At 71.3% G+C, this 22,910-nt stretch carries 23 protein-coding genes; 11 read left to right on the top strand and 12 right to left on the bottom strand.

Features of this window, described 5'->3' with window-relative positions:
* Positions 1-16 precede the first annotated feature (16 nt).
* Positions 17-988 carry a signal recognition particle-docking protein FtsY gene (gene ftsY / locus ACQ860_RS10495; RefSeq protein WP_431305746.1) on the top strand — a complete coding sequence of 324 codons (972 nt, stop codon included), beginning with the start codon at positions 17-19 and terminating at the stop codon, positions 986-988.
* Between the two features lie 58 nt (positions 989-1,046).
* Complete coding sequence (locus ACQ860_RS10490; protein ID WP_431303324.1) at positions 1,047-1,502, top strand: MaoC family dehydratase; 456 nt, start codon at positions 1,047-1,049, stop codon at positions 1,500-1,502.
* Positions 1,503-1,530: 28 nt separating this feature from the next.
* Here the strand turns inward: ACQ860_RS10490 and ACQ860_RS10485 are convergent, their stop codons facing one another.
* Positions 1,531-2,442, bottom strand: a complete 912-nt coding sequence (locus ACQ860_RS10485) for a hypothetical protein (protein ID WP_431303323.1) — start codon at positions 2,440-2,442, stop codon at positions 1,531-1,533.
* A 154-nt stretch (positions 2,443-2,596) separates the two neighbouring features.
* Here ACQ860_RS10485 and ACQ860_RS10480 point away from each other — a divergent pair, with 154 nt between their 5' ends.
* The gene (locus tag ACQ860_RS10480; RefSeq protein ID WP_431303322.1) at positions 2,597-3,562 is read left to right on the top strand and encodes a Bug family tripartite tricarboxylate transporter substrate binding protein; all 966 of its coding nucleotides are present in this window, start codon (positions 2,597-2,599) and stop codon (positions 3,560-3,562) included.
* On the opposite strand, the gene ACQ860_RS10475 is transcribed toward ACQ860_RS10480, so the two are convergent.
* Positions 3,549-4,826 carry an alpha/beta fold hydrolase gene (locus tag ACQ860_RS10475; protein ID WP_431303321.1) on the bottom strand — a complete coding sequence of 426 codons (1,278 nt, stop codon included), beginning with the start codon at positions 4,824-4,826 and terminating at the stop codon, positions 3,549-3,551. The two genes, ACQ860_RS10480 and ACQ860_RS10475, sit on opposite strands and share 14 nt — an antisense overlap.
* A gap of 98 nt (positions 4,827-4,924) precedes the next feature.
* Here ACQ860_RS10475 and ACQ860_RS10470 point away from each other — a divergent pair, with 98 nt between their 5' ends.
* From ACQ860_RS10470 to ACQ860_RS10450, 5 genes are all read left to right on the top strand, one after another.
* On the top strand, positions 4,925-5,824 hold the full coding sequence (locus ACQ860_RS10470) for a polysaccharide deacetylase family protein (protein ID WP_431303320.1): 900 nt from the start codon (positions 4,925-4,927) through the stop codon (positions 5,822-5,824).
* Positions 5,824-6,705 carry a polysaccharide deacetylase family protein gene (locus ACQ860_RS10465; RefSeq protein WP_431303319.1) on the top strand — a complete coding sequence of 294 codons (882 nt, stop codon included), beginning with the start codon at positions 5,824-5,826 and terminating at the stop codon, positions 6,703-6,705. Before ACQ860_RS10470 ends, ACQ860_RS10465 begins: the two co-directional genes overlap by 1 nt.
* A 254-nt stretch (positions 6,706-6,959) precedes the next feature.
* A complete protein-coding gene (locus ACQ860_RS10460; RefSeq protein ID WP_431303318.1) occupies positions 6,960-7,580 on the top strand; it encodes a mechanosensitive ion channel family protein in 621 nt (206 codons plus the stop codon).
* Positions 7,577-8,872: a DUF2254 domain-containing protein gene (locus ACQ860_RS10455; protein ID WP_431303317.1), complete on the top strand. Its 1,296-nt coding sequence runs from the start codon at positions 7,577-7,579 to the stop codon at positions 8,870-8,872. Before ACQ860_RS10460 ends, ACQ860_RS10455 begins: the two co-directional genes overlap by 4 nt.
* Positions 8,873-8,927: 55 nt before the next feature.
* Positions 8,928-10,094 (top strand): alpha-hydroxy acid oxidase, encoded by a 1,167-nt coding sequence (locus ACQ860_RS10450; protein WP_431303316.1) that lies wholly within the window; start codon positions 8,928-8,930, stop codon positions 10,092-10,094.
* A 61-nt stretch (positions 10,095-10,155) separates the two neighbouring features.
* Here the strand turns inward: ACQ860_RS10450 and ACQ860_RS10445 are convergent, their stop codons facing one another.
* The 3 genes from ACQ860_RS10445 to ACQ860_RS10435 form a co-directional block, all read right to left on the bottom strand.
* Positions 10,156-12,240 (bottom strand): methyl-accepting chemotaxis protein, encoded by a 2,085-nt coding sequence (locus ACQ860_RS10445; RefSeq protein ID WP_431303315.1) that lies wholly within the window; start codon positions 12,238-12,240, stop codon positions 10,156-10,158.
* Between the two features lie 69 nt (positions 12,241-12,309).
* The gene (locus ACQ860_RS10440) at positions 12,310-13,263 is read right to left on the bottom strand and encodes a tripartite tricarboxylate transporter substrate binding protein (protein ID WP_431303314.1); all 954 of its coding nucleotides are present in this window, start codon (positions 13,261-13,263) and stop codon (positions 12,310-12,312) included.
* Between the two features lie 86 nt (positions 13,264-13,349).
* Complete coding sequence (locus ACQ860_RS10435) at positions 13,350-14,018, bottom strand: alpha/beta hydrolase (protein WP_431303313.1); 669 nt, start codon at positions 14,016-14,018, stop codon at positions 13,350-13,352.
* 618 nt (positions 14,019-14,636) lie between these two features.
* Here ACQ860_RS10435 and ACQ860_RS10430 point away from each other — a divergent pair.
* The 3 genes from ACQ860_RS10430 to ACQ860_RS10420 all read left to right on the top strand — a co-directional run bounded on the left by ACQ860_RS10430 (position 14,637) and on the right by ACQ860_RS10420 (position 16,949).
* Positions 14,637-15,125, top strand: coding sequence for an Rrf2 family transcriptional regulator (locus tag ACQ860_RS10430; RefSeq protein ID WP_431303312.1), 489 nt, complete (start codon positions 14,637-14,639; stop codon positions 15,123-15,125).
* Positions 15,126-15,147: 22 nt separating this feature from the next.
* Entirely contained in the window at positions 15,148-16,242 is a 1,095-nt protein-coding gene (locus ACQ860_RS10425; protein WP_431303311.1) for a cysteine desulfurase family protein, read from the top strand.
* Between the two features lie 152 nt (positions 16,243-16,394).
* Complete coding sequence (locus tag ACQ860_RS10420) at positions 16,395-16,949, top strand: hypothetical protein (RefSeq protein WP_431303310.1); 555 nt, start codon at positions 16,395-16,397, stop codon at positions 16,947-16,949.
* 38 nt (positions 16,950-16,987) lie between these two features.
* Here ACQ860_RS10420 and ACQ860_RS10415 read toward each other — a convergent pair whose 3' ends face one another.
* The 7 genes from ACQ860_RS10415 to ACQ860_RS10385 form a co-directional block, all read right to left on the bottom strand.
* Positions 16,988-17,917 carry a 3-hydroxybutyryl-CoA dehydrogenase gene (locus ACQ860_RS10415; RefSeq protein ID WP_431303309.1) on the bottom strand — a complete coding sequence of 310 codons (930 nt, stop codon included), beginning with the start codon at positions 17,915-17,917 and terminating at the stop codon, positions 16,988-16,990.
* A complete protein-coding gene (locus ACQ860_RS10410; RefSeq protein ID WP_431303308.1) occupies positions 17,917-18,855 on the bottom strand; it encodes an electron transfer flavoprotein subunit alpha/FixB family protein in 939 nt (312 codons plus the stop codon). The genes ACQ860_RS10415 and ACQ860_RS10410 overlap by 1 nt, the downstream gene beginning before the upstream one ends.
* Position 18,856: 1 nt before the next feature.
* Entirely contained in the window at positions 18,857-19,606 is a 750-nt protein-coding gene (locus ACQ860_RS10405; RefSeq protein WP_431303307.1) for an electron transfer flavoprotein subunit beta/FixA family protein, read from the bottom strand.
* A gap of 95 nt (positions 19,607-19,701) precedes the next feature.
* Positions 19,702-20,061 carry a helix-turn-helix domain-containing protein gene (locus ACQ860_RS10400; RefSeq protein WP_431303306.1) on the bottom strand — a complete coding sequence of 120 codons (360 nt, stop codon included), beginning with the start codon at positions 20,059-20,061 and terminating at the stop codon, positions 19,702-19,704.
* A gap of 142 nt (positions 20,062-20,203) precedes the next feature.
* Positions 20,204-20,725 carry a Smr/MutS family protein gene (locus ACQ860_RS10395; protein WP_431303305.1) on the bottom strand — a complete coding sequence of 174 codons (522 nt, stop codon included), beginning with the start codon at positions 20,723-20,725 and terminating at the stop codon, positions 20,204-20,206.
* Complete coding sequence (locus tag ACQ860_RS10390) at positions 20,722-21,423, bottom strand: LutC/YkgG family protein (protein WP_431303304.1); 702 nt, start codon at positions 21,421-21,423, stop codon at positions 20,722-20,724. Before ACQ860_RS10390 ends, ACQ860_RS10395 begins: the two co-directional genes overlap by 4 nt.
* The gene (locus tag ACQ860_RS10385; RefSeq protein WP_431303303.1) at positions 21,420-22,850 is read right to left on the bottom strand and encodes a LutB/LldF family L-lactate oxidation iron-sulfur protein; all 1,431 of its coding nucleotides are present in this window, start codon (positions 22,848-22,850) and stop codon (positions 21,420-21,422) included. Before ACQ860_RS10385 ends, ACQ860_RS10390 begins: the two co-directional genes overlap by 4 nt.
* Between the last annotated feature and the right edge of the window lie 60 nt (positions 22,851-22,910).

Raw genomic sequence — 22,910 nt, 5'->3', positions numbered from 1 at the left:
CGAGATCCCGCCGCCCATCGAGGCGCGCGCGCCCGAGCCGGAACCGGCGCCCGAACCCGCGCCCACGCTCGGCTTTTTCGGCCGCCTCAAGGCGGGCCTCGCGCGGTCCACCGCCAAGCTCACCGATGCCATCGGCAGCGTCTTCACCAAGCGCAAGCTGGATGACGCCGCACTCGAGGAACTGGAGGAGACGCTGATCGCGGCCGACCTTGGCGTCAGCGCCTCGGGCCGCATCGTCGAGAGCTTCCGCCGCACGCGCTTCGGCCGCGAGGTGACGCCGGAGGAGGTGAAGGCCGCACTCGCCGAGGAGATCGCGACCATCCTCGCCCCCGTCGCGCAGCCGCTGGTGGTCACACGCGGCCACAGGCCGCATGTGGTCCTGGTGGTGGGCGTGAACGGCACCGGCAAGACGACGACCATCGCCAAGCTGGCCGAGCAGTATCGCGCCCAGGGGCTGAAGGTCTGGATGGTGGCGGGCGACACCTTCCGCGCCGCCGCCGTCGAGCAATTGCAGATCTGGGGCGAGCGTACGGGCGCGCATGTGGTGGCGCCCGCCAAGCCCGGCGCCGATGCCGCCGGCCTCGCCTTCGATGCGCTGCGCGATGCGCGCGCGGCGGGTGCGGATGTGCTGCTGGTGGATACGGCCGGGCGGCTGCACAACAAGTCGGCGCTGATGGAGGAGCTGCGCAAGGTGGTGCGCGTCCTCAAGCGCGACGATGCGACCATCCCGCATGACACGCTGCTCGTGCTCGATGCCACCACCGGCCAGAACGCGGTGAGCCAGGTGCGCGTCTTCAAGGAGATGGTGGATGTGACGGGCCTCGTCGTCACCAAGCTCGACGGCTCGGCCAAGGGCGGTGTGGTGGTGGCGCTCGCGCAGGAATTCGCGCTGCCGGTGCATGCGGTGGGCGTGGGCGAGAAGGCGGCCGATCTGCGCCCCTTCGAAGCGCGGGATTTCGCGCGCTCCCTGGTGGGGCTGGACGAGTAGGCGCGCCCTGACCAAGCTTGCCGCCAGACCCAAATCCTTGGGAATGGGGGAGGCAAGCATGCTCGAAATCGAAACGCCCGCCGACATGGCGAACTGGGTCGGCAAGAAGCTCGGCACCAGCGAGTGGTACACGGTGGACCAGCGCACCATCGACCTCTTCGCCGAGGCGACGGGCGACCACCAGTGGATCCATATCGACACCGAGCGCGCGGCGCGCGAACTGCCGGGCGGCAAGACCATCGCGCATGGGTTCCTCACGCTCTCGCTGCTGCCGCGGCTTTCGCCGCTGGTCTATCGCATCAAGCATCGCTCGCGGGCGCTGAACTACGGCAGCAACAAGGTGCGCTTCACGGCGATGGTGCCCTCCGGCTCGCGCGTGCGGCTGCACCTGACGCTGAAGGCCTGCGAGCCGATCCCGGGCGGCGTGCGGCTGACGATGGAGAACGAGATGGAGGTGGAGGGGAACACCCGCCCCTGCCTCGTCGCGGAGACGCTCAGCCAGGTCTACGACTGAGCGCGCGGGCGCTCAGCGGAAGCCCCCCTTAGCGGAAGCCTTGCGTGAAGCTCGTGGTCCCCGTCGGGAAGCCGGAGGCCGGCCCGGCGGGGAAGCTCGGCGTGCGCGCCGGGCCGGCGATGGGCGGCAGCGAACTGGGCGCGCCGGGCAGCGGGTTGGGGCTGGGCACGACGAGGCCATAGCCGGGCAGGGGCTGGCTGGCGGTGATGACCGGCAGCGCCGGGCTGGGGGCGGCGGCCTGGACGGGCGCTGGGCCGCTCGGAAGCTCCTGCCGGGTGATGACGGGCAGTCCCGGCGCGGCCGCGGGTTCGGCCGGCGCGGCCTGGGGCGCAACCGGCGGCTCGACCGCGCCGCTTTCCAGCCGCGGCAGCAGCACCATCGGCGAATCATCCGGCGCCGGCATGCGGCGCGCGGCCGGCGCCGCGGCCACCAGGGATTGCCCGGGCGGCGGCGCGAAGAGCGGCCGCGTGGTCATGACCGGGGTCGGCGGCAGGATGTTCGCATCGGCGGCCTGCCAGGAGGCGGCGGCGGGCTTGTCCTTGTCGATCGGCGGCAGGGCGGCGGCGAAGCCGAGGGCGGAGCCGGTGCTGCCGGCCTCGCCCGGCGCTGCGCCCCGGCGGTTGCGCGCGGTGCGGGCGGGGGGTGGTGGCGGCGGCGCGCTGGCTGCGGCCAGCGGCGGCACGTTGTTCGGCGCGATGCAGCGGAATTCCAGGCGGTAGTCGCTGGAGCCCACCTGGCTGTTGGTCATCAGGAAGAGGCGCCCATGCTCACCGCAGAAGCTCTGCGCCTGGGCCAGGCCGTCCGCCACCGCGGCCACGCCGCTGACATTGGCGCGCGCCAGCACGAAGGCATCCCCGCCCGTGGGTTCGATCCCGGCATTCTGGCCGGCGCAGGCGGCCAGCAGGGCGGCGGGCAGGCTCAGGAAAAGGGGCCGTCTCATCGCATCATCCCGATCCATTCCGTGGCGTCTTAACCCGGCCGCGCGGCTTGCGCCAATTTGTCCCGCCCAGGAAGCCGTGCGGGGCCCCGCGCGCCCGGCGGATTCCCGACGCCGCCTGGCATGCTATAGCGGACGCAACTGGAGGACCAAGACCATGCGCCGCCGCAGCCTTCTCGCCGCCCCGCTTCTCGCCGCCCCCGCATTCGCGCGCGCACAGGAGGCCTGGCCCACGCGCCCCGTGACCATGATCGTCCCCTGGGCGCCGGGCGGCTCGAACGACGTGGTCGCGCGCCTCTTCTCGCCGCAATTCGAGGGGCGGATGGGCCAGCCCTTCCTGGTGGAAAACCGCCCGGGCGGCGGCGGCTCGGTCGGCATGGGGGCGGCGATGCGCGCCAGGCCGGACGGCCAGACGCTCTTCGTCTCCTCCGCCTCCAACCATGTGTTCCACCCGCTCATCTCGGGCGAACTCGGCTATGACGTGCGCGAGGCCTTCCACGGCATGGCGATGTGGGTGGACGTGCCCAATGTGATCGCGGTCCATCCCTCGCTGCCGGTGCGCAACGTGCCGGAGCTGATCGCGCATATCCGCGGCATGCGGGGGGGCATGAGCTTCGGCTCCTCCGGCGTGGGCTCCTCCAACCACCTGGCGGGCGAGCTGTTCCGGATGCGCACGGGCCTCGACATGACGCATGTGCCCTATCGCGGCGGCGGCCCGGTGCTGAGCGACCTGATCGCGGGCACCATCCAGCTCGGCTTCATGAACCTGCCCACCGTGATCCCGCCGGCCGAGGCCGGGCGCATCCGCATCATCGCCGTCTGCACGGCCGAGCGCGTGGCGCTGCGTCCCGACCTGCCCACGGTGAGCGAGGGCGGCGTGCCCGATTACGCCGTGCGCTCCTGGACCGGGCTTTTCGCACCGCGCGGCACGGCCCCGCACATCATCGCGCGCATGTCCGCCGCCTCGAAGGAGGTGATGGAGGTGCCGCAGATGCAGGCCCGCCTGCGCGACCTGGGGAGCGAGTCCATCTGGATGGACGCGCCGGCGACGGACCTCTTCGTGCGTGAGGAATATGCCCGCTGGGCGCCGATCATCCGCGCCGCCGGCATCAAGATCGAGTAGGCCCGTTCCCCAATGCCGCGAGCAGGTGGTCCGTGAAGAGGGCCGGGTTCTCGGCGAAGGGAAAATGGCCGATGCCGGGCATCATGGCGAAGCGCGCGCCCTGGATCTTCGCCGCCGTCTCGGCCGAGTGCTCGGCCGTGCAGGAATAATCATATTCGCCGGTGAGCATGGTGAGCGGGCAGCGCGACGTATCGATCCGGTGCACGCGGTCCCGCGCGTCCCAGTCGCCCGAGTAGAAATGGATGTCGCCGGGGAAGGTGCCGCAGCCGCCCTGGCTGTAGTGCCACCAGATCTCGGCGGCGCATTCGGCCGGGGATTGCGGCGCCATGAGGCCCTCGATCCATTCCGGCGTGAAGATCGCGGCATTCACGCGCGGGTGGTCCGGGAAGGGGGTGCGGCGGCCCTCGATATGCTCGGAGGATTCGCAGGCCACGATATGCGCGAAGCGCTCCGGTGCGCGCAGTGCGATCTCGAGGCAGATCTCGCCGGACATGGAGGCGCCGAGCAGCACGGGGTTCCCGGTGAAGCCCCAGGCCTCGCGGAAACCCAGGATGAGTTCGGCATAGAGATCGGTGGTGAGGCGCCAGGCGCCGGGCTCCACGATGGCGGGCGAGCGGCCATGGCCCGGCAGGTCGAAGGTGGTCAGCGCATAGCCGGCCTCGGCGAGGCGCTGCTCGCTCATCAGCCGGTGGAACTGGCGTGAATCCGAGCCCGCCGTGTGCATGCCGAGGATGGGGCGGCCCGTGCCGCTGCTCTCGCCGTAGAGGACGTAGTCGCGCCCCTGCGCGCGGACGGTGACGTAGCGGCCTTGCGCGGGCGGGCAGGGCTTGGGCGTGCCCAGGCGCGGGCGGAGCGAGGCGGGAGCGGGACCGCGCTCGCCCCGCGCGAGCCAGCGGCCGATGTCGAGCACGCGGCGGATGAGGTGCACATGCTGCGCCCAGGCGAGCTGGTCGCCCTCGGCCGAGAAGTCCGCCACGCGCATGCGCATGGCCAGCAGGTTCTGGTGATGGCGCGCGGGGATGGGCTGCAGGAAGCGGCCCCAGCTTGCGGCGCTGGCCGCGAAGCGGGTGGGGGCGTCCTCGCCCTCGCTGAGCGTCACCTGGCCGTCGCGGAGGTCGAGGGTGATCGCGCGGCCGGGCTGCACCACGGCGAAGCGGCCCTCGGCGCCGGGCAGGCGGTGGCGCAGCGTGCCGTCGATGTCGCAAGCCGCCTGCCAGGCCGCGAGCGCGCCCTCGGTGCCGAGCCAGTCCCAACCGTGATCCATGCCGTCCTCCCTGATCCTTCCGGCATGTTCGGCGGCGAGGCGCGCGGCGGCAACACCCCCGCTTGAAAGGGCGGGCGGGGCGCGCGAGCATCCGCGCCATGAAACTCCCTGCCCACAACCGCTACGCGCACAGCGCGATCCCCTCCCGCCCGGTCTATGACTGGCCTGGCGGCAAGCGCCTCGCGCTGCTCGTCGTGAACAACATCGAGCATTTCGCCTTCCGCGCCGGCCTCGGTTCGGACAGCACGAGCCTCTCGCCGGTGCAGAACCAGCGCAGCTATGCCTGGCGCGACTACGGCAACCGCGTGGGCCTGTGGAACATGCTGGATGCGCTGGATGAGCTGGGCATTCCGGCCGCGCACAACATCAATTCCGCCGCGCTGGAAGCCTGCCCCGAGATCGGCCCCGCGTTGCGGGCGCGGGGAGATGAGTTCATCGGCCATGGCCGCAGCAATTCGGAGCGGCAGGACATCCTCTGGGAGGAGGATGAGCGCCGGCTGATCGAGGAAAGCCGCGACGTGCTGGCGCGCCATGCCGGCGTGGCGCCCAAGGGCTGGCTCGGCCCCTATATCGCGCAGAGCGGCGTGACGCCGGACCTGCTGCAGGAGGCGGGCTTCACCTACGTCATGGACTGGCCGGCGGATGACCAGCCCTTCTGGATGAGGACGCGCGGCGGGCGCATCCTCTCCGTGCCCTATTCGGTGGAGCTGAATGACAGCCCGGCGCTGATCGCCCGCCAGCACAGCGCGCGCGAATTCGCCGAGATGATCACGGACCAGTTCGACGAGATGCTGCGCCTTTCCGAGAAGCGGCCGCTGGTGTGCAGCATCGTGCTGCATCCCTTCATCCTCGGCCAGCCGCACCGCCTGCGGCCACTGCGCCAGGCGCTTCGGCACGTGATGGCGCATCGGGACCAGCTCTGGGTGACGCGGCCGGGCGAACTGGCCGAGTATGTGGCGGGCTTGCCGGCGGGTGTGGTGCCGGGATCGGAGGCGTGATGCGCGATTTCGAAGGATATGGCCGCAATCCGCCCGACCCGCGCTGGCCGAATGGCGCGAAGCTGGCGCTCAACTTCGTCATCAACCATGAGGAGGGCGGGGAGGAGAGCTTCCCGGATGGCGACCCCCGCAGCGAGAACGCGCTGACAGAGGGCAGCACGGCGCCGGTGAAGGGCCGGGACCTCGCCGCCGAGAGCATGTTCCAGTACGGCAGCCGCGTCGGCTTCTGGCGGCTGCATCGCCTGTTCACCGAGCGCGGCCTGCCCTGCACCGTCTTCGCCGTGGCCCGCGCCCTGGAGCGCACGCCGCAGGCCGCCGCCGCCATGCGCGAGGCCGGCTGGGACGTGGATGGCCACGGCCTGCGCTGGGAGATGCATATCGGGATGGAGGAGGCGGAGGAGCGCCAGCGCATCGCGGACGCCACCGCCCTCATCACCCGCATGATCGGCACGCCGCCGCTCGGCTGGTACACGCGCTACGCGCCGAGCCTGAACACGCGCCGCCTGCTGGCCGAGGCCGGCTACCTCTATGACAGCGATGCCTATGACGACGAGCTGCCCTATTGGCGCGACCTGCGCGGCACGCCGCGCCTCGTCGTGCCCTACAACCTCGCGCACAACGACGTCCGCTTCCAGCGCACGGCGCTGACCACGGGCGAGGAGTTTTTTCACTACATCAAGGGCGCCGTCGAACTGCTCCTGTCGGAGCCCAACGGGCGGATGCTGAGCGTGGGGCTGCACAACCGCATCATCGCGCATCCGGGCCGCGCGACGGGGCTGGCGAAGCTGCTGGACTGGGTGGCGACGCAGCCGCAGGTCTGGGTGTGCCGGCGGGGCGACATCGCGCGGCACTGGATCGCCGAGCACCCGCCTGGAAGGTGACCGGCCCGGCGCCGGTCACCCCTTCCTTGCCGCGCCCCCCGGCCCCTGGGCAACCGGATGGCCGCCGCACCGTTGACCCGCGTGAATCGTCCCGCTCGCCCTAGCGGCGGGGGCGGTGAACCATCGGGCCAGGGCGCCGGGTGCGAATGCCGCATGCCCTGGCGATCAGGAGATCGCGGCCATGGACGCCATCGCGCCTCCAGCTTCCGCTGCAATGCGCGGCGATGTCCCGGGCGGTGCCAGGGCCATCCCCGATGTTCGCTGAGGCGACCGGCCGGCTCAGTGAACTGGGGGCCGCGACGCTTGAGGTGCTGCCGCGGCTCATCATCGCGCTGATCGTCTTCGGGCTCGGCTACATGCTCCCGCGCGGGGTTCGGGTCGGTGTGGGCAGGGCGCTCGCGCTTCGCCAGGCTTCGGCCGATGTCGCGGGGGTGCTCGGCCGCATCGCCGGTGGCGTCTGCGCCTTTCTGGGTTTCCTGGTCGCCGCCTCGGTCGCCTTTCCCTCGGTCTCGGCGGCGGATCTCTTCAACCTCCTGGGCATCGGCGGTGTCGCCATCGGCTTCGCCTTCCGGGACGTCCTGCAAAATCTCCTCGCCGGAATCCTGATCCTGCTGACGCGCCCCTTCCGCATCGGCGACCAGATCCGGCAGGGCGGTGTCGAGGGGACGGTGGAGGATATCCGGGTGCGCGCGACCGTGCTGCGGACCTACGACAACCGCCGCATCCTCATCCCCAACGCCGCGCTCTTCACCAACCAGATCGAGGTCATCACCGCCTATGAGCGCCGCCGGCTCTCCTTCGCGATCCTCCGCGAAGAGCGCCAGGCCCGCGAGCGGGACGGCCGGGATCCAACCCCGCCGCGGGGTGCGCAATGAGCCATCATCTCCGGGAGAGGCTGGAGGCGCTGGGCGATGCCTTCTGGCTGCGTCCCGCGCTGCTGGTCCTGGCCTGCGTCCTGCTCGGCGAGACCTCGGTCTGGGTGGAACGCGAGGGCGGGGGCGGCCTCGTCATTCCCGACGCCTGGCTCTACGCCGGGGGTGAGGCGGGCGCGCGCTCCCTGCTGGGGGCGGTGGCGGCCTCCACCATCGGCGTTGCGGGAACGACCTTCTCCATCACCATCGCGGCCCTCTCGCTGGCTTCCGCGCAGATGGGGCCGCGCCTGCTGCGCAACTTCGTGCGGGATGCGGGCAACCAGATGGCGCTGGGCGTCTTCCTCGGCACCTTCGCCTATTCGCTGGTCGTGCTGCGGACCGTGCGGTCGCTGGAGGAGGGGGCCTTCGTCCCGCATCTGGGCGTCACCGGTGCGCTGATCCTGGCGCTGCTCTGCGTGGGCACGCTGGTCTGGTTCGTCCATCATGTCGCGACCGGCATCAATGTCGAGACGGTGATCGCGGTCGTCCATGACGATCTCATGGCCGCGATGTCGCGTCTCACCCTGGCAGAACCGGCGGACGCCGCCGCGGCGCCACCGGCCGGGGGCCGGCCTGTGACGCTGGAGGCGACAGGCTACCTCCGGAGCCTCGACGAGGAGGGACTGGCCGACTGGGCCGCGGGCGCCGGCGTGACCCTCACGCTTCTCGCGCGGCCCGGCGACTATCTCTTCCCCGGCGTGCCGATCGCCCGGGTCATGTCGGCGGGGCCGCAGGGCGACGTGGAGGCGGCGGAGCGACTGCGCGCCGCGCTGACGACCGGCCCAAGGCAGGCGGCGGCGCAGGATGTGGAATTCGCGGTGCGGCAACTGGTCGAGATCGCCATCCGCGGGCTCTCCCCGGGCGTCAACGACCCCTTCACCGCGGTGGCGGTGCTGAATCACCTGGGCGCCGCGCTCTGCACCTGCCGGGACCGCCACTTTCCCGGGCCGGCCCTCCACCGGGATGGCCGCATCGTCCTGTTCCGCCGCGTGACCGATTATGACGGGCTGACGGATGCCATGTTCCACCTGATCCGCCTGAACGCCGCCGGCTCCGCCGCCGTGCTGATCCGCCTGCTCGAGGTGCTGGCCGCCGTGCTCGAGGTCGAGCGCGACGCGGGGCGCCGGGCCGCGCTGCTGCGCCATGCCGGCCTCGCCCATGCGCTGGGTCGTGACACGCTGCGCGATGCCGCCGCCCTGGACGACCTGGATGCGCGGCGCGACGCGACGCTGGCCGTCCCATGCCCGGCCGCGTGACCCGGAGCCGGAGCGCATCTGGCGCAAAACCCGCGAAGCGTTACAAATTCGCGCCATGAGCACCCGCATCGCCCAGCGCGCCCTTTGCCTCGATGACTTCGAGACCATGTCCCGCCGCCATCTGCCACGCCCGATCTTCGGCTATGTGGCGGGCGCCACCGAGCGCAACGCGGCGCTGGCCGACAGTGCCAGGGCCTTCACCGAATACGGCTTCGTGCCGCGCGTGCTGCGCGACGTGTCGAAGCGCAGCACCAGGGCCACCATCTTCAACCGGGAATGGGCGGCGCCCTTCGGGATCGCGCCCATGGGGCTCTCGGCGCTGGCCGCCTATCGCGGCGACATCGTGCTGACCGAGGCCGCGAAGGCCGCGAACATCCCGATGATCCTCTCCGGCTCCTCGCTGATCCGTATGGAGGAGGTGATCGCGGCCAACCCGGACACCTGGTTCCAGGCCTATCTGCCCGGCGATGCCACGCGCGTCGAGGCGCTGGTGGACCGCGTGGCGGCGGCGGGCTTCGGCACGCTGCTGCTGACCGTGGACACCGCCGTGCTGCCCAACCGCGAGAACAACGTCCGCAACGGCTTCTCCACGCCGCTGCGGCCTTCGCTGCGCCTCGCCTTGGACGGCATCACCCATCCGATGTGGTCCATCAACACCTTCCTCAAGACGTGGCGCCTGCATGGCATGCCGCATTTCGAGAACAGCTTCGCCGAGCGCGGCGCGCCCATCCTGGCCAGCAATGTGCTGCGCGACTTCACCGCGCGGGACCATCTGAACTGGGAGCACCTGGCGCTGATCCGCCGGCGCTGGCCGGGCTGGCTGATCGTGAAGGGCGTGATGCACCCCGAGGATGCGGCGCGCGCCGCGGCCGAGGGCGCGGATGGCGTCATCGTCAGCAACCATGGCGGGCGGCAGCTGGATGGGACGTCCGGCCCGCTGCGCGTGCTGCCGGAGATCAAGGCGGCGGCGCCGAACATCACGGTGATGCTGGATGGCGGCATCCGCCGCGGCACCGACGTGATGAAGGCGCTGGCGCTGGGCGCGGATTTCGTCTTCGTCGGCCGTCCCATGCTGCATGCGGCGGCCGTGGCGGGGCGCCCGGGCGTGGACCGTGCCATCGCGCTGCTGCTGGGCGAGCTGGAGCGCAACATGGCGCTGCTCGGCGTGAACACGCTGGCCGAGCTCACGCCCGAATGCCTGGTCCGCGTGGCCGGCCCCTGAGCGCGGCCGCGCCGCGAGGCTGATTCACATCCTTGGTGATTCCACCAAGGATGATCAGGCTCTACGCCGCCTTCACCTCGGCGAGGAAGCGGCCCAGCTCGGCCTGGGTGGAGCCGGCGTAGCACGAAAGCTCGCCCGCCGCCTCGTGCACCTGGCCCGCCGCCCGGCCGGTGGCATCGGCCAGGCCGTGCACATTGCCGATGCTGTCGGTCACCATCCGGGTGGCCTCGGCCACGCCCTGCACATGCTCGCTGATGGCGCGCGTGGCGCCTTCCTGCCGTTCGACCGACCCGGCGATGGCGGCGGTGATCTCGCTCACCTCGCCCACGGTGGCGGCGATGCCGCGGATGGCCGAGACCGCATCGGTCGTCGCGGTCTGGATCTGGCCGATCTGCGAGGCGATCTCCTCGGTGGCCTTGGCGGTCTGCTCGGCCAGCGTCTTCACCTCGCCGGCGACGACGGCGAAGCCCTTGCCGGCTTCGCCCGCGCGGGCGGCCTCGATCGTGGCGTTCAGCGCGAGCAGGTTGGTCTGCGCCGCGATCTGGCGGATCAGCGTCACCACCTCCGTGATGCGGCTGGCGCCGGCGGCAAGGTCGCGCACCACGCCATCGGTGCGGTGGCTTTCGGCCACGGCGGCGTCCACCACGCTGCGCGACTGGCCGACCTGCCGCGTGATCTCGGCGATGGAGGCCGCCAGTTCCTCGGCCCCGGCGGCGACGCTCTCGATGCTGGCGCGGCTCTCCTCCGCGGTGCGGGCGATGGCGCCTGCCTCCGCCTGGCCCTGCTCGGCCGTGCCGGTCATGGCCGCGGCATTGGCTTCCAGCTCGGTCGCGGCGGCGGCGAGGGCGCCGACCAGTTCGCCGACCCGCGCCTCGAAGCCGTCGGTGGCACGGCTCAGCGTCTCGGCGCGGGCGAGGCGGGCGGCCTGGGCCGCCGCCTGCTCGGCCGCGAGGCGCTCGCCCTCGATCAGGCCGTCCTTGAAGTTCTGCACGGCGCGGGCGATGGCGCCGATCTCGTTCGCGCGCTCCCGGTCGGGGATCTCGACGGTGAGGTCGCGCGCGGCGAGGCGATCCATCGCCGCGGTGGCGCGGGCGAGCGGGCGCAGGACGAGGCGCTGTGTGGCGAGGAGGCCGCCGGCCGCCAGCAGCAGCGCGAATGCCAGCAGGGCGAGGCCGCCGAAGAGGCCCCAGGCGGCGCGGGCATCGGCCGCGCGGGCATGCGTCACCATGGACTCGAAGGCGGCGTTGGGCAGGGTGTTCACGCTGGCCAGCCCGGCCACCTGCGGGTCGCGGAAGGCGGCCTGCTCGACCTCGGCGCGCTGTCCGCGCAGCAGGACCAGCATGAGGGGCTCGCGCTGGGCGGCGAGCGGGCCGGTGACCATGGGGGTCGCGGCGGCCATGGCCTCGCGCAGGGGGGGCGGCAGGAAGGTGTCGGCCTGCTGAAGCTGGGCCCAGCCGGCATCCACCTGGCCCTGGGCGCGCAGCGCGGCCCGCGCCTCCTCCGGCGTCCAGCCGCGGCCCGCGCTGATGGCGGAGGACATGGCCAGCGCGACATCGCCCACCGCGCTGCGCACCATCCAGCCGGCGCGGCGGATGCCGATCAACCGATCCACGACGGGATCCTTCCCGAGGGCGAGGTCCTCCACCGCCTGGGTGATGGCGAGCAGCCCGTTCACGTGACCGAGGCTCGTCTCCGCCCAGCGGCGCGAGAGATCCTGCGGCCGCTGGTCGCGCGGCAGGCGGAGCGCGGCGTCCACGGCCTGTCGGAGCTCCTGCACGGAGGCGCGGCTGCGCTCCAGCCGCTCCGCCTCCTGGCCGAGACCGGAGGCGCGCAGCGCGGCGATGGCGATGGTCGTCGCCGCTTCCGCCTCGGTACGGCGCGGGCGGATGCGGGTGCCCTCCGGGTCGGGGGCGGGGCCGGCCAGCGCGGTCAATGTCTCGCCCCGCTCCAGCCGCATGGCGGCCGCGGCGCGGAAGAGGTCCCGCCCCGCCTCGGCCATCTGGACGATGCGGGCCGCCTCGGTGTGGCGGTTCCAGGCACGCCAGCTCAGTTCGGTGGCGAAGCCGAGGGTGAGAAGGGCCAGAAGGCCAATCACCGCGCCCAGCAGGGTCCGGATGGAAAGGCCTTCAAGGGCGCGGCGGATCATGGGGCGGGCTCCGGTCGAAGTCACGGCGCCCGATGCTAGGCGGGTGGGGTTACCCGGCGGTGAACGCCCTCACTCCCGCCAGGGGTGCTGGTCCCAGAGCGCCTGGTAGTTGCGGCGGAGCGCGGTGAGCTCGGCCAGGTATTCGGGCGGCGCCAGGAAGCGCAGCGGCAGGTTCTGCTGCGCGGCGGCCGCCTGGAAATCGCTGTCCGCCACGGTGCGCTGGACGGAGAGGGCCAGGCGCGCCTGCACCTCGGGCGGCAGGCCGGCGGGTGCGGCCATGCCGCGCATCGAGCCCTCCACCACGTCGAAGCCGAGTTCCCTCAGCGTCGGCACCTCGGCGAGCGGGGCCCAGCGGGTCGCGCCCATCTGGGCCAGCGGCTTGAGCACGCCCTGGCGCATTTCGGCGATGCCCTCGGCCACGTTCATCACCGCCACCGGAATGGCGCGGGACATGAGGTTCTGCTTCACCTGGGCGGAGCCGCCGAAGGGCACGTGCAGGAAGCGCGCGCCGGATTTGCGCTCCAGCGCCAGCATGGCCAGGTGGTCATCCGAGCCGACGCCGGTGGTGCCATAGCCGATGGTCTCGGGCTGGGCGCGGGCGGCGGCCAGCAGGGCGGCGAAGTCGTTGATCGGCGAGTCGGCGCGGACCCAGATGCCGCCCGGATCATCCACGATGTTGCCGATCAGCGAGAAATCCTCGAGCCGGAAGCGCGTGCGGCGCTCGATCGGCAGGGTGACGATATGCGGCGTGTTGATGAAGCCGATGGTGAGGCCATCGGGCCGCGCACGCGCGAGTTCGGTGAAGCCGATCTCCCCGCCGGCGCCCGGGCGGTTCATCACCACGACGGATTGCCCGAGGTCGCGCTCCATGAAGCGGGCGATGGTGCGGGCCGCGAGGTCGGTGCCGCCGCCGGCCGCGAAGGCGACGATCATGGTGAGCGGTCGGTCCGGCCGCCACTCCTGGGCCTGCGCGGGCAGGGTGAGCAAAGCGGGGGCGGCGAGGAGGGCGCGGCGGGTCGTCATGGCGGAGATCCGGTCAAGAAAAAGCCGGCCGCCGCGGGTGCGGGGCCGGCTGGAAGGGTGACAAGCAATATCTCGGGGCCAGGGCCTCAGTCGGCGGCGAGCGCCATCCGGCTGCGGTTCAGCACGGAGAGGACGTGGTCCTCGGCCATGCCGCTGATGGTCTCGACCTGCTCCGGCGTGAAGACATGGCCGGCGCCGGGGATGGTGCGGTAGTCGATGGCGACACCCTTCTGGGTGTTCAGCTTGTCCACCAGCTTCTGCACCGTGTTGACCGGCACCAGCTCATCCTCCTCGCCATGCAGGATCATGCCCGAGCAGGGGCAGGGGGCGAGGAAGCCGAAATCATAGTGGCTGGCCGGCGCGCTGATGGAGATGAAGCCGCCCATCTCCGGGCGGCGCATCAGCAGCTGCATGCCGACATAGGAACCGAAGGAATAGCCGGCGGCCCAGAGCATCGAGGCGTTGGGATTCACCGTCTGGAGGAAATCGAGCGCGGCCGCGGCATCGCTGATCTCACCGATGCCGCCGTCATAGCGGCCCTGGCTCTTGCCGACGCCACGGAAGTTGAAGCGCAGGACGGAGAAGCCCATGGCCTGGAACTTGCCGTAGAGGCTGTGGACGACGCGGTTGTTCATCGTCCCGCCATGCAGCGGGTGGGGGTGGAGCAGGAGTGCCACGGGGGCATTGGGGCGCTTGGCGTGGTGATAGCGGCCTTCGAGGCGGCCATCGGGCCCGGCGAACATGACTTCAGGCATCGTGTCCTTGTGTCCGTTTCTTCGGTTGGGCAACGCGATGGGGCTGGGGGAGCCCCGCCGCGCTGCCGAATCTGCGGCCAATGCCCGGCGTCTGACCGGTCCGCTGCCTGTCTGCCCGCCCTGGCCCCGTGGGTGGGGAGGGCGAGGCAGACGGGCAGCAGCCGGCCCGCATGGGCGATCCCGACGCGAAGTCCTGCCACGGCATGCACGCTTGACGTGCGCCGTCGCTGCCGGCACCCTCTTGCCCTTCCGGAAAGCGCCCGGTTCGGCAGGGAACGCGCGGATCCGCCCGAAAAAAAGCAATTTCGGTCGGAAAAACAATCGCTTCAAGAATTATCCCGGCTCACTCCGGGACAACGCGCGCATCATACGCATTCACGGTTGCGTTTCATAATGGATTCACACAGCGAATTGCATGGCTGGGTCCGTCTCATTGCATGGCGCGCCAATTCGCATGCGGAATCTTTCCCGCGCCCCGGTTTTTTGATGCAGACTGTCGGCTGACATCGGGTCATCCCGTGAAAATCGCGACCGCGAAGCGGCGCTTCGCCTCAGGCGCCCCTCCGCGACTCTGGTCGTGGACGGCGCCCGATGCGGTTTGAGGAAGGAGTGCAGGCCATGCGCCTGTCAACGCGCGGCCGATACGCCGTGATGGCGATGGTGGAGCTGGCGGCCCGGCAGGACCGCACGGCCAAGCCGCCCACCGCCAAATCCACCCCGCCCGTCAGCCTGGCGGAGATCGCGGCGGCGCAAATGCTCTCCCTGGCCTATCTGGAACAGCTCTTCGGCCCGCTGCGCCGGGCGGGACTCGTGGCCTCCGCCCGCGGGCCGGGTGGCGGGTATCGCCTGGCGCGGCCGGCGGAGCAGATCAGCATCTCCGCCATCGTGGATGCGGTGGACGAACCCATCCGCGCCACGCGGTGCGAGGATGGGGCGCCGGGCTGCATCGCCGGCCGGCGCTGCATCACCCATGATCTCTGGGCCGAACTGGGCGAACAGATCCGCCTCTTCCTCGATGGGCTCACGCTCCAGGACGTGGTGCAGGGCCGCGTTCTGGGCCGCGCCGTCGCGCCCCAGCCGGTGGGCGCGGAATTGACGCGCGTCTGATCCGGCGGGAAAGGGCAGGGCGATGACCCTGCCCCTCGACCTCGACGCCAATGCCACCGAACCGCTGCGCCCTGGTGCGCGGGCCGCGCTGCTGGCCGCGCTGGAGGGAGGCGGCAATCCCTCCTCCGTGCATGGCGGCGGGCGGGCGGCGCGGCGCGTGATCGAAGTCGCGCGCCGTGCGGTGGCGGCGCGCTTCGCCGTGGCGCCGGGCGATGTGGTGTTCACCTCGGGCGGCACCGAGGCCAATGCGCTCGCCGTTCATGGGCTGGGAGCGGGCCGCCGCATCCTGGTGGGGGCGACCGAGCATCCGGCGGTGATGGCTACCGCGCCGGCCGCGGAAATCCTGCCCGTGCTGCCCGATGGGACGCTGGACCTGCCCGCGCTGGAGGGCGCGTTGGCTGTGGGCGGGCCGGCGCTCGTCTGCGTCATGGCCGCGAACAACGAGACGGGCGTGCTGCACCCGCTGGCCGAGATCGCGCCGCTGTGCCGCGCCCATGGCGCTCTCCTGCATGTGGATGCGGTGCAGGCGGCGGGGCGCATGGCGCTGGACCTCGCCGGCTGGGGGGCGGCGAGCGTGGCACTCTCCGGCCACAAGCTGGGCGGCGTGCCGGGGGCGGGGGCGCTGATCCTCGCGCCGGGGCTGCATCTCCCGGCCCTGATCGCGGGTGGCGGGCAGGAGCGCGGGCGGCGCGGCGGGACGGAGCCCCTGCCGGCCATCGCATCGCTCGGTGGCGCGCTGGAGGAGGGCTATGATGCGCCGCGCATCGCGGCCCTGCGCGATGCGATCGAGGCTGGGCTGCGCGCACTCGATCCGGGCATCGTGATCGCCGGCGCCGGGGCGCCACGCCTGCCCAACACCACGCTCGCGGTGCTGCCCCGCGTGCCGGCGGAGACGCAGGTCATCGCGCTCGACCTCGCCGGTGTGCGGGTTTCGGCCGGGGCGGCCTGCTCCTCGGGGAAGGTCACCGCCTCGCCCGTGCTGCGGGCGATGGGGTTCGGCGCCCAGGCAGGAAGCGGCATCCGGATCTCCTTGCCCTGGAACGCGCCGGAAGAGGCGCCGTCGCGCTTCCTGGCGGCCTATGGCGCGATGCTGGCGCGACTCGGCCGCGCGCGCTGAAGCCTCAGACCGGGAGGCGGAGGCTGCCCAGCAGGGTTGCGAGCGGGCCGCCGGATGCCTCGGTCCCGGCGGTCGAACCTGCCCGTTCGGGCGCAGGCGGGCGTTCGCCGCGCAGGGCGGCGGCGGAAGGCGCGGGCGAAGGCGCTGGCATCATGGAAGCCGAAGCCCTCGGCGATGCGCGCGATGGAGCTGTCGCCGTTCGCCGCTTCGGCCAGCGCGGCATGCACGAGGCCAAGCCGGATCCGCTGCACGTGATGCGCGACGCCGCCCTCCGGCTCCATGATGCGGTAGAGCGCCGAGCGGCCGAGCCGATGGCGTGCATCTTCCGCGGCCTCTGCACCTATCCGCATCTTGCGGCGGCGGGCATCGCCGGCAGCCCGGATGATGCGAGTGACCATGCGCTGGCGGCCGCGGCGGGCGAGGTGCTCCAGCGGTGCGAGGCCGAGGGGCGCGCCACGACCGACCTCGCCCGCGCGGCGCGGGCGGCGGCCCATGGCGCGGTGGATACGCTCCTGGTGGAGCTGGAGGCGGAGGTTCCCGGCATGATGGGCGAGAATGGCGCCATCAGCTTCGGTGGGACGGAGGGCGGCCTGACGGAGGAGATCGCGCGCCGGGCGCTGGAGACGGGTGCGCATGTGGTGGTGACGCAGGCGGTGCGGATTCCGGGCGGCGGCCACCTCGCTGCGATCCTGCGCTATCCGGTCTGAGGAACAGGAAAAGGGGGGCCGAAGCCCCCCGATCCGGTTCAGCGCGTGGGGACCGGCGGGTCCTGGCTGTAGTCGTAGAAGCCGCGGCCCGTCTTGCGGCCATACCAGCCGGCCTCGACGTATTTCACCAGCAGCGGGCAGGGGCGGTACTTGCTGTCCGACAGCCCGTCATAGAGCACCTGCATGATGGAAAGGCAGGTGTCGAGGCCGATGAAATCCGCCAGTTCCAGCGGGCCCATCGGGTGGTTGGCGCCGAGGCGCATGGCCGTATCGATGGAGCGGATGTCGCCCACGCCCTCATAGAGCGCGTAGACCGCCTCGTTGATCATCGGCACCAGGATGCGGTTCACGATGAAGGCGGGGAAGTCCTCGCTCGTCGCGGTCTGCTTGCCCAGGCGCTTGGCCAGCGCATCCACCGCGCGGAAGGTCGGCTCATCCGTGGCGATGCCGCGGATGATCTCGACCAGCTTCATGATCGGCACGGGATTCATGAAGTGCATGCCGATGAATTTTTCCGGCCGGTCCGTCCCCGCGCCCAGGCGGGTGATCGAGATCGAGCTGGTATTCGAGGCGACCATCGCCGAGGGCTTCAGATGCGGCACCAGGGCCTTGAAGACCTCGCGCTTGATCGCCTCCTTCTCGGTCGCCGCCTCGATCACGAAATCCGTGCCGCTGAAGCTGGCGTAGTCCGTGCTGGTGGTGATCAGCGCCAAGGCCGCGTCGCGCTGCTCGGGCGTGATCAGCTTGCGGCCGATCTGGCGCTCCATGTTGCGCGCGATCGTGGCGACCGCCTTGTCGAGAGCCACCGGCGCGATGTCCACCATCGCGACCGGAATGCCCGCCAGCGCGCAGACATGGGCGATGCCATTGCCCATCTGCCCCGCCCCGATGATGCCGACCGAGGCGATCTCGGGGATGTCGAGCAGCGCGTCCGGCATGTCGGCGCTGCTGGCGATGCGGACCGACATCAGGCGGGCTTGCCGAGTTCGGCTTCGAGCTCCGGCAGGGCCTTGAACAGGTCACCCACGAAGCCGTAGTCGGCCACCTGGAAGATCGGCGCCTCCTCGTCCTTGTTGATGGCGACGATGATCTTGCTGTCCTTCATGCCGGCGAGATGCTGGATCGCGCCCGAGATGCCGACGGCGATGTAGAGGTCCGGCGCCACGATCTTGCCGGTCTGGCCGACCTGGTGGTCGTTCGGCGCATAGCCCGCATCCACCGCGGCGCGCGAGGCGCCGACGGCGGCGCCCAGGAGGTCCGCCACCTTCTCGATGAGGTGGAAGTTCTCGGAGCTGCCCATGGCGCGGCCACCGGAGACCACCACCTTCGCGGCGGTCAGTTCGGGGCGCTCGCTCTTGCTCACCTCGGCGCCGACGAAGCTCGACGTGCCGGGGTTGGCGGCGGCGGCGACGGCCTCGACGGCGGCGCTGCCGCCCGTGGCGGGCACCGGGTCGAAGCTCGCGGCGCGGATGGTCATGACCTTCTTCGCGTCGCTGCTCTTCACCGTGGCCAGCGCGTTGCCGGCATAGATGGGGCGCACGAAGGTGTCGGCGTCCACCACGCCCGAGACGTCGCTGATCGGCTGCACGTCGAGCAGGGCGGCCACGCGCGGCATCACGTTCTTGCCGGCGGCGGAAGCCGGCGCGACCAGGTGGTCATAGGAGGGGGCGAGCTGCACCAGCAGGGCGGCCAGCGGCTCGGCCAGGCGGTTGGCGAGCGAGGCGTCCTCGCAGAGGAGGACCTTCGTCACACCCGGCATGGCGGCGGCGGCCGGGGCGGCGCCGGCGGCACCTTCGCCCAGCACCAGCACATGGACTTCGCCCAGGCTGGCGCAGGCGGCGACGGCGCTGCGCGTGGGCTGCGAGACGGCGCGGCCGTCGTGGTCGGCGAGAAGGAGGACGGCCATCTCAGATCACCTTCGCTTCGTTGCGGAGCTTCTGCACCAGCTCCTGGATCGAGCCCACCTTGGCGCCGGCCTGGCGCTTGCCCGGCTCCTCCACGCGCAGCACCGTCAGGCGCGGCGTCGGGTCCACGCCGAGATCGGCGGGCTTCACGGTATCAATGGTCTTCTTGCGCGCCTTCATGATGTTGGGAAGCGACGCATAGCGCGGCTCGTTCAGGCGGAGGTCGGCCGTCACGATGGCGGGAAGGGTCAGCTTCACCGTCTCCAGGCCGCCATCCACCTCGCGCGTCACGGTGGCGGAGCCGTCGGCGATCTCGACCTTGCTGGCGAAGGTACCCTGGGGCCAGCCCATGAGGGCCGCCAGCATCTGGCCGGTGGCGTTCATGTCGTCATCAATGGCCTGCTTGCCGAGGATGACGAGGTCGGGCGATTCCTTGGCGATGATCGCCTTCAGGATCTTGGCGACGGCGATGGGCTCGAGCGTGCCGTCATGCTCGACCAGGATGCCGCGATCGGCACCCATGGCCAGCGCCGTGCGGATCTGCTCGGCCGCCGCGGCGGGGCCGGCGGAGACCGCGATGATCTCGGTGGCGATGCCCTTTTCCTTGAGGCGGACCGCTTCCTCGACGGCGATCTCGTCGAAGGGGTTCATGGACATCTTCACGTTGGCCGTCTCAACGCCCGTGTTGTCCGCCTTCACGCGGACCTTGACGTTGTAATCAACCACCCGCTTGACCGGGACGAGGAGCTTCATGGCCGGTTGCGCCTTCTTTCCTGACTGGCTTTGCTGCACTGCCGAATGACGGGCGACCCTAGCCACGCCTTGGGGGGAGGGCAAGGGAGCACCCCTTAATCTGGAGGGCTTTCCAGAAGGGCAAGGAGGGCGGCCACGCGCGCCTCCGGCAGGTCCCGGATGCTGCGGGCGAGGCGATTGGCCAGTTCCGTGGCGAGCGGCGAAAGCCCGGCCGTGTCCACCACCACGCGGGGATGGGAGAGGCGCGCGAGGCGCACCAGTTCCTCGGCATCGTCCCAGATCAGGCCGAAATGCTCGTTCACCTGATGGATCAGCCCGGCCGAGGGGCGGCCGCGCTTGCCGTGCTCCAGCGCCGAGAGATAGGCGGGGGAGACATGCAGCGCGGTGGCCAGCTCGGTGAGGGAGATGCCGTGCTGCTCGCGCAATTCGCGGAGGCGTTTGCCGAAGGGGGTCACTTTGCCGCCCTCAAGCGCCGGGCGCTCCCTCCGGTCGCTTGGCTGCGCGCCTCAGGCATGCCGCGCGGGCGGGCAGGGTGGTCGCCGCGCGCCGGCCGCCTTGCGGCCGGATTCGTGGGGCATGGTTTCCCGCCTCCGGGGCTCACTTCACCCTCCGCAGCAGGAGATGCACGGCGCCCGCATTGGATTTGTGCGGATGCGCGGCGCCGAGGATCAGCGGGCGCAGATGCGGCGCGTTCAGCCAATGCGGGAGCTCGCGGCGCAGCACGCCGCCCTCCGTGCTGCTGCCCTTGCCGGTGACGATGCAGACCACGCGCGTGCCATCCGCGTGGCACATGCGGAGAAAATTCTCGACCGCCTGATGGGCGCGGGCGGCCGTCATGCCGTGCAGGTCGAGCTTGCGCTCGGGCCGCATGGTGCCACGGCGCAGATCGCGCCAGCGCCGCGCATCCAGGCCGGAGGGCTGGGCGCCGACGCTGATCTCGGGCGGCGGCAGGCGGGGCTTGGGCGGTGGCGGCGCGGGCTCGGCGGCGCGGGGCGGGGGCGTGATGGTGATGCTGGGCGGCGCCTCGGGCATGGCGCGTCCGGGCAGGGGGCGGATGGTGCGGGCGACGGCGGCCCAGACGGCCTTGTCCTCGGCCGTGAGGCCGCGGCGGCGCTTCACGCTTTCGCCGAGGGGTCGTCATCCACCAGGATGATGTGCAGCGCCCTCGGCCCATGTGCGCCGAGCTCCAGCGTCTGCTCGATATCGGCGCTGCGCGAGGGGCCGGTGACCCACATGATGTTGCGGGGCATGAAGCCGCCGGTCTGCTTGTCCTTGCGTTCCTCGCGCAGCAGGTCCCAGGCCTCCTCATAGGCGCCGACGACGCGGCTCGCGCGCAGCACCACCATCTCGGTGTCGGGCAGCAGGTTCAGCGTGGTGGGGCGATGCGGGTCGGAGGGGAGCATGAGCGTCCCGGTCTCGGCCACGCCGGCGTAGCCGTGCTGCAGGCTGACGAGGTCGCTGGGCTGGCCCTGGCGCGTCTCGATCTCGAGCATCGGGTGATCGGCCCATTTGATGCGCTTGAGCTCGGGGTGCGGCGCCATGGCGAAGCGGGCGGGCAGGTTTTGCGCGGCGAGATAATCGGCCACCGCCTGCGGCACGGCGGTGAAGCCCGGCACGCGGGCGACGGTGCCGAATTCCTTCTCCACGTTGCGGATGAAGAGCGCGATCTGCTCGGGCCGCGAGACGCGGGAGCGCGCGGGGATGAGGTGGCGCGGATGGGTGGCAAGCCGCCCTTCCAGCATGGCGCGCTGGTCTTCCGGCAGGGGGCCGCGCTTCAGGCCGCGCCGGATGGCGCCGAGGATGGCCTCCTTGCTCATCGGGAGCCTCCCGCGCGCTGGCGCTTCGCGTATTCATCCATGAAGGTCCGGCCCTGCGGCACGGGCAGGTCCCGCCCCGCGGTCCAGCCTTGGGCCAAGGGCAGCGACTTGAAGGCGCCCTTCTTGCGGCCGAGCCAACCGAGGGCCCCGATGCCGAGGCGCGAGGCGAGGCGATACATTCCCGGCCGTTTCGCGAACCAGGCCCAGATGCCAAGCCCGGTGCGGACGCCGCCAGGCTGGAGGTGCCGCTCGAACTCGCGCTCGCGCCAGTGGCGCATGAGCTTGGGCAGCGGGATCTTCACCGGGCAGACGCTCTCGCAGCGGCCGCAGAAGGTGCTGGCATTGGGCAGGTGGCCCGCCTCCTTCACGCCGATCAGGCTGGGTGTGAGCACGGAGCCCATGGGGCCGGGATAGACCCAGCCATAGGCATGGCCGCCCGTGGTGCCATAGACCGGGCAGTGGTTCATGCAGGCGGCGCAGCGGATGCAGCGCAGCATCTCCTGGAACTCGGTGCCCATCATGTTGGAACGGCCATTGTCCAGCAGCACCACATGGTATTCCTCCGGCCCGTCCAGATCGCCCTTGCGGCGGCCGCCGGTGGAGAAGGTGGTGTAGACCGAGAAATCCTGCCCGGTGGCGGAGCGCGCGAGCACGCGCAGCAGGCTCGTCGCATCCTCCAGCGTGGGCACCACCTTCTCGATGGAGGCCAGCGCGATGTGCACGCGGGGCAGCGTCTGCGTCAGGTCGCCATTGCCCTCATTGGTGACGATGACGCTGCTGCCCGTCTCGGCGATCAGGAAATTGGCGCCGGTGATGCCGACATCGGCGGCGAGGAATTTCTGGCGCAGGCGGGTGCGCGCCTCGGTGAGGATGTCGCGGCGCTCGTGGAAGACGCGGTCGGGGTCTAGGTCGGTATGGGCGCGGCGGAAATCCGCCTCCCAATCCTCGCGGTTCAGGTGGAAGGCGGGCGCGATGATGTGCGACGGGATCTCGCCGCGCAGCTGGATGATATATTCGCCGAGGTCGGTCTCGACCGGCGTGATGCCGTGCTCTTCCAGGTGATGGTTGATGCCCATCTCCTCGGAGATGATGGACTTGCCCTTGGTGACGGTCCTGGCATTGGCCTTGCGGCAGATCTCGAGCACAGCGGCGCGGGCTTCCTCGGCCGTGCTGCACCAATGCACATGGCCGCCGGCGCGCTCCACATTCTCGGCGAATTTTTCCAGGTAGAAGTCGAGATGGGCCAGCGTGTGGTTCTTGATGTCCCGCGCCGTGTTCCGGAGCTGCTCGAATTCCGGCAGGCCGGCGACGGCGGCGGCGCGGCGTTGCAGGAAGGCGCCCTTGGCGGTGCCCAGCGCCTTTTGCAGCCCGGCATCGGCCATCGCCTTGCGGGCGTTTTCCTTGAATTGCGGGGAGGTGCTGTTCATGCGCGCCATCATGCCTGTGGGCGCCCGAGGGGAATGCTTCGGGCCGGAGGCAGCTTAACA

The organism is Sediminicoccus sp. BL-A-41-H5 (assembly GCF_050632405.1).
Lineage (GTDB): Bacteria > Pseudomonadota > Alphaproteobacteria > Acetobacterales > Acetobacteraceae > Roseococcus.
Note: the sequence above shows the minus strand (reverse complement) of the source record. Positions and strands in the feature narration are given on the sequence as shown.

Excerpts from the sequence above, each read along its gene's own strand:
- ACQ860_RS10440 (WP_431303314.1), bottom strand. The coding sequence starts at position 13,263 with ATGACGACCCGCCGCGCCCTCCTCGCCGCCCCCGCTTTGCTCACCCTG.
- ACQ860_RS10420 (WP_431303310.1), top strand. The coding sequence starts at position 16,395 with ATGGAAGCCGAAGCCCTCGGCGATGCGCGCGATGGAGCTGTCGCCGTT.
- ACQ860_RS10435 (WP_431303313.1), bottom strand. The coding sequence starts at position 14,018 with ATGCCTGAAGTCATGTTCGCCGGGCCCGATGGCCGCCTCGAAGGCCGC.
- ACQ860_RS10385 (WP_431303303.1), bottom strand. The coding sequence starts at position 22,850 with ATGAACAGCACCTCCCCGCAATTCAAGGAAAACGCCCGCAAGGCGATG.
- ACQ860_RS10465 (WP_431303319.1), top strand. The coding sequence starts at position 5,824 with ATGCGCGATTTCGAAGGATATGGCCGCAATCCGCCCGACCCGCGCTGG.
- ACQ860_RS10425 (WP_431303311.1), top strand. The coding sequence starts at position 15,148 with ATGACCCTGCCCCTCGACCTCGACGCCAATGCCACCGAACCGCTGCGC.
- ACQ860_RS10390 (WP_431303304.1), bottom strand. The coding sequence starts at position 21,423 with ATGAGCAAGGAGGCCATCCTCGGCGCCATCCGGCGCGGCCTGAAGCGC.
- ACQ860_RS10450 (WP_431303316.1), top strand. The coding sequence starts at position 8,928 with ATGAGCACCCGCATCGCCCAGCGCGCCCTTTGCCTCGATGACTTCGAG.
- ACQ860_RS10480 (WP_431303322.1), top strand. The coding sequence starts at position 2,597 with ATGCGCCGCCGCAGCCTTCTCGCCGCCCCGCTTCTCGCCGCCCCCGCA.
- ACQ860_RS10405 (WP_431303307.1), bottom strand. The coding sequence starts at position 19,606 with ATGAAGCTCCTCGTCCCGGTCAAGCGGGTGGTTGATTACAACGTCAAG.
- ACQ860_RS10430 (WP_431303312.1), top strand. The coding sequence starts at position 14,637 with ATGCGCCTGTCAACGCGCGGCCGATACGCCGTGATGGCGATGGTGGAG.
- ACQ860_RS10470 (WP_431303320.1), top strand. The coding sequence starts at position 4,925 with ATGAAACTCCCTGCCCACAACCGCTACGCGCACAGCGCGATCCCCTCC.
- ACQ860_RS10455 (WP_431303317.1), top strand. The coding sequence starts at position 7,577 with ATGAGCCATCATCTCCGGGAGAGGCTGGAGGCGCTGGGCGATGCCTTC.
- ACQ860_RS10490 (WP_431303324.1), top strand. The coding sequence starts at position 1,047 with ATGCTCGAAATCGAAACGCCCGCCGACATGGCGAACTGGGTCGGCAAG.
- ACQ860_RS10445 (WP_431303315.1), bottom strand. The coding sequence starts at position 12,240 with ATGATCCGCCGCGCCCTTGAAGGCCTTTCCATCCGGACCCTGCTGGGC.
- ACQ860_RS10485 (WP_431303323.1), bottom strand. The coding sequence starts at position 2,442 with ATGAGACGGCCCCTTTTCCTGAGCCTGCCCGCCGCCCTGCTGGCCGCC.
- ACQ860_RS10410 (WP_431303308.1), bottom strand. The coding sequence starts at position 18,855 with ATGGCCGTCCTCCTTCTCGCCGACCACGACGGCCGCGCCGTCTCGCAG.
- ACQ860_RS10460 (WP_431303318.1), top strand. The coding sequence starts at position 6,960 with ATGTTCGCTGAGGCGACCGGCCGGCTCAGTGAACTGGGGGCCGCGACG.
- ACQ860_RS10415 (WP_431303309.1), bottom strand. The coding sequence starts at position 17,917 with ATGTCGGTCCGCATCGCCAGCAGCGCCGACATGCCGGACGCGCTGCTC.
- ACQ860_RS10475 (WP_431303321.1), bottom strand. The coding sequence starts at position 4,826 with ATGGATCACGGTTGGGACTGGCTCGGCACCGAGGGCGCGCTCGCGGCC.